The sequence below is a fragment of the Halobacillus rhizosphaerae genome, assembly GCF_046719735.1.
GTDB classification, from domain to species: Bacteria; Bacillota; Bacilli; order Bacillales; family Halobacillaceae; genus Halobacillus_B; species Halobacillus_B rhizosphaerae.
Map to the genome: position 1 here is coordinate 1 of NZ_JAUTWQ010000042.1, position 7,946 is coordinate 7,946.

Annotated in this window: 8 protein-coding genes and 1 other RNA gene; 1 reads left to right on the forward strand and 8 read right to left on the reverse strand. The window is 43.0% G+C overall.

The genetic code is table 11. The features are described 5' to 3' along the window. Positions 1-561: 561 nt before the first annotated feature. The 7 genes from Q7A53_RS21420 to tadA all read right to left on the reverse strand — a co-directional run bounded on the left by Q7A53_RS21420 (position 562) and on the right by tadA (position 4,757). Positions 562-825 carry a pro-sigmaK processing inhibitor BofA family protein gene (locus tag Q7A53_RS21420; protein ID WP_411791248.1) on the reverse strand — a complete coding sequence of 88 codons (264 nt, stop codon included), beginning with the start codon at positions 823-825 and terminating at the stop codon, positions 562-564. Between the two features lie 70 nt (positions 826-895). Continuing rightward, complete coding sequence (locus tag Q7A53_RS21425; protein ID WP_411791249.1) at positions 896-1,120, reverse strand: YaaL family protein; 225 nt, start codon at positions 1,118-1,120, stop codon at positions 896-898. Positions 1,121-1,126: 6 nt separating this feature from the next. Next, positions 1,127-1,723 carry a recombination mediator RecR gene (gene recR, locus Q7A53_RS21430; protein WP_411791250.1) on the reverse strand — a complete coding sequence of 199 codons (597 nt, stop codon included), beginning with the start codon at positions 1,721-1,723 and terminating at the stop codon, positions 1,127-1,129. Positions 1,724-1,734: 11 nt separating this feature from the next. Next, positions 1,735-2,052: a YbaB/EbfC family nucleoid-associated protein gene (locus Q7A53_RS21435; RefSeq protein ID WP_411791251.1), complete on the reverse strand. Its 318-nt coding sequence runs from the start codon at positions 2,050-2,052 to the stop codon at positions 1,735-1,737. 26 nt (positions 2,053-2,078) lie between these two features. Continuing rightward, positions 2,079-3,788, reverse strand: a complete 1,710-nt coding sequence (dnaX, locus tag Q7A53_RS21440) for a DNA polymerase III subunit gamma/tau (RefSeq protein WP_411791252.1) — start codon at positions 3,786-3,788, stop codon at positions 2,079-2,081. A 170-nt stretch (positions 3,789-3,958) separates the two neighbouring features. Next, an RNA gene (gene ffs / locus Q7A53_RS21445) (signal recognition particle sRNA large type) lies at positions 3,959-4,224 on the reverse strand. Positions 4,225-4,274: 50 nt separating this feature from the next. Then, positions 4,275-4,757 carry a tRNA adenosine(34) deaminase TadA gene (tadA, locus tag Q7A53_RS21450; RefSeq protein ID WP_411791253.1) on the reverse strand — a complete coding sequence of 161 codons (483 nt, stop codon included), beginning with the start codon at positions 4,755-4,757 and terminating at the stop codon, positions 4,275-4,277. 94 nt (positions 4,758-4,851) lie between these two features. Between tadA and Q7A53_RS21455 the strand changes: the two genes are divergently transcribed. Continuing rightward, positions 4,852-6,138, forward strand: coding sequence for a LysM peptidoglycan-binding domain-containing protein (locus Q7A53_RS21455; protein ID WP_411791254.1), 1,287 nt, complete (start codon positions 4,852-4,854; stop codon positions 6,136-6,138). A 57-nt stretch (positions 6,139-6,195) separates the two neighbouring features. Here Q7A53_RS21455 and Q7A53_RS21460 read toward each other — a convergent pair whose 3' ends face one another. After that, positions 6,196-6,969 (reverse strand): DUF3891 family protein, encoded by a 774-nt coding sequence (locus Q7A53_RS21460; protein WP_411791255.1) that lies wholly within the window; start codon positions 6,967-6,969, stop codon positions 6,196-6,198. Positions 6,970-7,946: the final 977 nt, after the last annotated feature.

A 7,946-nucleotide genomic window follows, 5' to 3' on the forward strand; every position in this document is an offset into this window, starting at 1 on the left:
TCAAAACAGCGACTTAATAAATATATCATGGTGAGTTATTTAAGTCAACAACTTTTTTCATGATTATTTATTTGTTTTGGTTTTCGTTTGCCGCCTTTAATAACGCGACAAGAAATAATATACCATGGCAGAAAAATCATTGCAATAGTTTTATAGATATTTTTTTAAAAAGGTTATTAAATTAAGAGATCATTCTCTTCTCCTCCTATAATATCCCCCCGCACTACTGGCCCTGCAGGTTACTTCTATAATCGCAAAGTGAACAGCTGTAACACGTGAACTTATAAACTAGTAGTCTAGAGATGGATCCAGGATGCAATTTCCAAAATCATTTATCCCGCAGTAGAACCTACTATTTAGATAATGAAAAAAGAGATAGGTATAAATAAAGCGGCTTATTGGAAACCCATCATTTAACTAAGAGAGCTCACAGGAAAAACAAAAAGCAGATCGATGCATCGTTTCCTTGCCGAAGGTCAAAACACAGAAAACCCGAACCCATATAGTAAAGGTTCAGGTTTTCTGGTGAATATAATTCTGCTGTCACTAACTCTTCCTTACTTAAAGAATCCACAAATGTAAGGCGGTAATAGTTAAAATGCCAGGTATCCCTAATAAGGCAGATACTGTGGCTGTAAAACCATTAATAGGGATGTGCAGGCCAAATTGGGCACCGAATAAGTTTACAAAGAACAATAAGATAATCGCAATAATTAACCTGGTTAAGACTTGTCCCGCCCATTTTAATGGAGAAACAGGCAAACCAATAATTAATAAAAACGGAATGGATAATCCAAGCAGCAAAATGACGAGAACCGGATCCATCAGAAACCCCCTGTCCATATACTGATTTATAGCAGTTTATGATTATGAACAAAAAGTTAGACGTAAAAGATTACGAGAGAGCGTTAATCCCGCGCCACCTGGCTTCTCTTAATAGATAAAAATATTTCGCTTTCACCAGCGCTAAATCCACGAGTCCTTCATCACTTGGTTCCACACTATGCTCAATAATGTTGTTTAAAGATTCCCAGTCCGATTTTAACTTTCTAATTTCTTTTAAAAGTTCTTGGTCAATATCTTTCTTCTTGATTTTCTTTTTTCCAAATATGACAACCACCTGCTTCTAAAGTTCTCTGCGGCCTTCAAGTGCTTTAGATAATGTGACTTCATCTGCATATTCTAAATCTCCGCCTACAGGCAGACCATGGGCAATCCTTGTCATACGAATACCGGAGGGTTTAACCAGCCTGGAAATATACATAGCGGTAGCTTCGCCTTCAATATTCGGATTCGTCGCAAGAATAAGCTCTTCTATTCCTTCATCCTTTAAACGATTGATTAGGCTTTCTACATTGATGTCTTCAGGACCGATCCCATCCATTGGAGAGATGGCGCCGTGAAGGACATGGTATTTTCCGCTGAACTCTTTCATTTTCTCCATAGCGATGACATCTTTCGGGTCTTGCACCACACAGATGAGTGACTGGTCTCGGCTTTCGTCCTGACATATGGAGCAGGGATCTTGGTCCGTGATGTGACCGCAAACGGTACAATGGGTAAGCTCCCTCTTCGCGTTAACGAGTGACTTGGCAAAATCAAGAACATCATCTTCTTCCATTTCTAAGACGAAAAAAGCCAGGCGGACGGCCGTCTTAGGGCCGATCCCTGGCAGTTTCGTAAAACTGTCAATCAGTTTTGATATCGGTTCCGGGTAGTACATGAAAACTCCTCCTAGAACATTCCTCCAGGCATACCTTTGGTGAATTGTCCCATAGTATCATTCGTTTTATCATCCACCTGTTTAATAACGTCATTGGTGGCAGCAATAATTAAATCTTGAAGCATTTCCACATCGTCAGGGTCGACAACTTCCTCGTTAATTTCTACGTCTGTTATTTCTTTCTTCCCGTTGGCAACGACTTTAACCATTCCGCCGCCTGCGGTTGCTTCAAACGTTAGTTCATGAAGATCTTCCTGTGCCTTCATCATTTTCTTCTGCATCTTCTGCATCTGTTTCATCATATTATTCATGTTTCCTCCACCACGCATGGTAAATTCCTCCTTTTATTAATGAACTAGTCTTGAATCTCAATCAAGTCATCTCCGGCCAGCTTACGAGCCTCCGAAATCAATGGGTCATCCTCCTCGTTCTTCTCAGAGGAGCCCTCGCCATCCTCTTCTGCATCCGCAGAATCTTTTTGATTACGAATATATTCTTCCCGAATTTCCTGCCATTTAGGCTCGGGAATAGGAATGATCGTAAATGACTTTCCTGCGAATTCCGATAAGAGAGGTTCGATCGTTTTTTGATGTTCAAGTGCCAGCGAACAGTGAATATCATAGCGGAAAGCTAGGATAAGAGCTTTCGTAGAAGCAGCTCTTGGTTTGCTATTTAGCAGCGTCGCATGGGCAGGGGCATTATTTTGCTTCAACGCCTCCATAAAGTTCGCCCATTGGCCTTGAATTTTCTTAATTTCATCCTTCGATGCCTCATTTAATACCTGGCGAATTCGCTCATATGGAATATTATAACCGTTTCTTCCCGATCGTGCAGGTGTGCGCTTTTGTTTTTTAGGTGCACTTTCAGATGAACCGGTGGATTGTGGCCGTTCTTTTAACACGGTTATTTCTTTTTCGAGTTCTTCAAGTTTCCTTGATAGTTTCAATACAGCTTCTGTTTCTACCGGCTGGGATGCAGTGCTTTGGACTTCGGCCATATTCAAGAGAGCAATCTCGATAAATACTTTAGGACTGGTTGTCCATTTCATTTCCTGCTGACATTGGTTTAATTCCCGAATCGCTTTCTGAATCCAGAGGGGTGATAACTGACCGGATAAGGTACGAAATGTTTCATCCGGAATCGCTCGTTCTAAATTATGTTCAAGCTCTGGAGCACTTTGGAATAACAGCAAATCACGCAAGTAAAATATTAAGTCAAAAACAAAACGACCAGGATCTTTCCCTTGCTGAATTAAATCATCCACTGACTCTAAGGCGTCACGGACTTCATTCTCATTCAGATTCCGGACTACACCGGCAAGCTTGCCTTGAGAGACCGCTCCCGTAATCGCGAGCACATCCTCCACCGTAACCTCGCCCTCACTATAAGAAATTGCCTGATCAAGCAGACTAAGCGCATCCCGCATTCCGCCTTCTGCCGTTAACGCAACGATCTCCAAAGCTTCGTGAGCGACCGATAAATCCTCAGCTGAAGTTATCGTTTCCATTCTTTCAATCATTGCCTGCTGTGAAATTCGTTTAAAGTCAAAGCGCTGGCATCTGGAAATAATCGTTAAAGGTATTTTATGAGGTTCCGTCGTTGCTAAAATAAAGATCACGTGCTTGGGCGGTTCTTCGAGAGTCTTTAAGAGGGCATTGAACGCTCCCATGGACAGCATGTGGACTTCATCAATAATGTAAACTTTATACGATACTGCACTTGGGGCATATTTGACTTTATCGCGGATCTCGCGAATTTGTTCAACCCCGTTGTTAGACGCCGCATCAATTTCAATCACATCAGAAATCGATCCATCTTGAATGCCCAGACAAGCCGAACATTCGTTACATGGTTCCTTTACTGGGAACCGTTCACAATTGACCGCTTTAGCAAAAATCTTCGCCGCACTAGTTTTTCCAGTTCCTCGAGGACCTGAAAATAAGTACGCATGCGAAAATTTATCTTTCTCCACAGCATTTTTTAATGTGCGTGTGATATGAGTTTGTCCGACTACATCATCAAAATTCCTGGGTCTCCAGACACGATACAAGGCTTGATAGCTCATATAACCGTTCTCCCTTTTTAGTGTCTTCTTCATTATACCCGAAGGTAGGATCACATGTGAACCTTGCAGCTAATCGTTGATCTTGTTCTTATATTAATAGAAATGATGGCTATAGAAAAGAGCCGTTATGACGATATAATCATAACGGCTCTTTTCTATATTATGTAATGCCGTGCACCCACCTTCGATGGCACGGCCCCAAGCGTTACTTATGGTTATGGCTCGACTCAGGCACTCCCGCGGCACACGAGAAATTCAGCTTACTGCTGCTTCCTTCCGGACCTGACAGGATTCACTGGTCCCCGTTGCGCAGGACCTGAGTGTCAACACCACTCACATAAGGCAGGCCTTGAGGCCGGACCACCTGGGGTGGGAATTCGGCCTCGCTATAGCGGATTGCGAGTATAGGGCACCGCTACCTCCCCGCTTAGCACGGCATATACCAGTATATCGAGTTTTCTACTAAAATGCAATGATTTAAGTATGTTAATTGTCAGCGGACTTGTTTCTCTTCCTCTTCGCCCTAAGATCTCGAAAAAACTGAGTCAGCATCTGTCCGCATCTTTCTTCTAATACGCCCTTCTCTATCTCACATTGATGATTAAATCGTTCATCGTTTAAAAGGTTCATAAGCGTACCCACACATCCAGCTTTTGGATCAGAAGCGCCAAATACAACTTTTTTAATACGCGATTGTAAAATGGCTCCCGCACACATTGGACAAGGTTCCAACGTCACATATAGTGTACAATCCTCCAGCCGCCAGCTCCCGATAACTTCATTTGCTTTTTCTATCGCCATAAACTCTGCATGAGAAGAAGTCAGCTGCAATGTTTCTCGTTTGTTAAAACCCGTTGCAATCACCTCATCATTCAATACAATGACTGCTCCAATCGGCACTTCTCCAACTACAGCAGCTTTTTCAGCCTGGTCCAGCGCCAGGTTCATATAGTATTCATCTGTAGTCATGACTCCCTCTCCTTTCTAATGAATTATTAATGATTAAGAATATTCCCTGAATGTTCCTACATACATTGGTAAAGATGAGGAAGGAGTGCCTAAGATGCAAATTCATGTAGTGAAACAAGGTGATTCTGTCTATTCAATTGCTGCTCAATATAATAGCACGGCAAGCGCAATTATTGAAGCTAATGAACTGGAGACACCCGGAAACCTGGTTGTGGGTCAAGCTATTGTCATTCCAATTGCGGGAAGTTTTTATTTCGTTCAGCCTGGAGACAGCTTGTATTCTATTGCCCAGAAGTTTGGTACAACTGCGGATCAGCTTGCCCAGGTGAACGGCATTCAAGCCGGCAATACTCTGCCCGCTGGTTTTAAACTTTATATTCCCGAACAACCGAAATCCCCTATCGCCGTGAACGGATATATCGAACCTTCGGGTGGAACGGTCTCGGATGTTCTGAAAGGGGCTGCTGAGAACCGAGCGCCTTTGCTGACCTATCTGGCTCCCTTCAGTTTTCGCATTCAATCGGATGGTTCGTTGAAAGCCCCTCCGCTTGATAACTTTAAAGCCATTGCCGACAATAATGGAGTAACGTTAATTCTAGTGGTGACCAACTTAGGAGAAAATGGATTCGATGCAGAGCTCGGCAGAAAAATATTGACCGATGAAAAATTCCAAACCACGCTGCTGGATAACATTATCCAAACGGCAAAAGAAAAAGGATTCAATGATATTCATTTTGACATGGAATTCCTTCCCCCCGAATTAACTAAAAAATACAATCAATTTTTAAAAACGGCAAAAAAACGATTATCGGCCGAGGGACTGCTCATGTCTACTGCTTTAGCACCAAAATCGAGCGCCGGGCAAAAAGGAGCCTGGTACGAAGCTCACGATTATAAAGCCCATGGAGAAGTTTCCGACTTTGTCGTGTTAATGACTTATGAATGGGGATACAGCGGCGGTCCCCCCATGGCAGTGTCTCCTATTGGACCGGTAACAGAAGTAGTTAACTATGCATTAACAGAAATGCCGGCCAGCAAAATCCTGCTTGGTCAGAATTTATATGGATACGATTGGACGCTCCCCTATAAGAAAGGCGGGGAATTTGCCAAAGCCGTCAGTCCGCAGCGAGCGATTCAAATTGCCAGAGAGAATAACGTCCCGATTTCTTATGATGAAGAAGCTCAAGCGCCCTACTTTAAATATACAGACGCAGAAGGAAAAAAGCATGAAGTCTGGTTTGAGGATGCCAGGTCCATCCAGGCAAAGTTTGACCTTATTAAACGACTGAAGCTTAAAGGGATCAGCTATTGGAAACTTGGACTCTCCTTCCCGCAGAATTGGCTGCTGCTCGGAAGCGAATTTAACGTTCAAAAGAAATAACACCCTAACGGACAGCCCAGAACATGTGCAGGGATCATTGGGCTGTCTGTTTTAATCTTAAGCCTTCTCTTCAGGTGAAAAGTGGACGAGCCGTTCTCGTTCCTCCGCTTGATGCAAGGCTTGTTCTAAACTGGACGCACGAATCTCTTCCTTAGAGACAAGCTTATAAGGCACAGCAACTTTAAAAGGTTTTTCAAAGGGAAAGGGATGCACGGCCACCTTACTTTCATCCACCCATCGTGCTTTGATACCTTGAGGGGCAAAATCAAAAACCTGAGGAAATCCATCTTTGAACCAGGAAATTTCCTCTTCTTTGGATGTGCCTGGCTCTTGCATGCAAATGTAAAGAGATAAATCATCACAAAATTGGAGACGTTTAAAATGCAGCTGATAAATATCTTTCGGTACTTCCATACTCATTTGGTTAAACAATTGCTTTTGTTTCTGTTCTTGTGCCTCAACAAATGCCCTGATCCGCGCGTCATCGCTGTCACGAGAGAAAAAAGATTGATAATGCATGCTGCACAGCATCGCTCCGTACAGGGTCTGTTTTGAAATTTCCTCAATCCCTTGACTATAGGCATCCAATTTCTCCTTGAGAGGATAATCGATAAAAGTATAAGGCTGATTTTTTTCATCATTCCATTTAGGGTGTTCGTCTAAAGGAATCCATGCTGCATCGTGTTGAGCGATTGCCCAGTCGGCTTCTTCTCTAAGTTTAGATCGCAATAAGAACGTTTTCTTCCATTGTAATACCATTTCCCCTGAAATTAAGGCATGATCGTGCTGCTTAATCATGAGAAAGTGATCTCCATGTTCACGAACTATCATCCCGATTCCCTCCTGCTTCTCGATTTTTCCCCTTTTATTATCCTATGTACGGCTGGCTTTTCCCATCCATTTCGAATTTGCAGTCTTTTTTCTATTATATAGGATTCTCTAAACAGCCTCCACACTCCCGTTTCATTACGAAAGCGTAAATGGTTTGGGCACCTTACCAAAACCATGTAGGTTTATCCTTTGTCTAAGCTATTTTTTGATCCATTTTCTTAAAGAAAAGTGCAGGATTGTGTAAGACTCGATTTCGAGATAATCAAGCTCCATTGCCTGATTAAGAGTAAGGGTGGCGGGGAAACGATTCGCTTTCCTGTGGGGGAACTGGCGAGCTTCCTCGCTCGTTTCACTCCCTGTGGGATCTCGCCTAGTCCCTTCTCCCACGGGAGTCTCACCGTTTCCCCGCCACCCTCCCCATAGGTTGATGAATGGACCTTATCCAATGTCTTCTTATGTTAACGAGCTATTTTTTGTTATAGACCGTCTATCGAAACATCATCACTATTCGTTTCCGTTTCACCCAATTAAGTTAAAAGGGAAGGAATAACGCACAGTTTTCAATTCAATGGAGATGCAAGTCTCTTCCCGAAGAATAGCATCATCACTTCCTCCATATTAGAAGAGATATGCTCATGAGAACTGTATGCTGACACTAGAATTTTCGCTTTTTTTTGAAGGGGTTTCGAGATTCTATTATGGCAAGGGGCGGAGGGAAACGGTGAGACTCCTGTGGGTAGTCCGGGACAGCTGAGACCCCACAGAGCTATGCTCGAGGAGGCTCAGCGCCCGACCCACGGAAAGCGAACCTTTTCCCGCAGCCCCTAAACTCGCACCATTGTCTCAAAACTGAGTTTTCAAGAATTGGGAGCTTTATTAGAATAACGAACTTCTTGAATGAATAGCTATCATTCATATAATAAAAAAAATAGACCACTCGGCACTGATGGCCGGGCGGTCTTTATTCATGATCTATT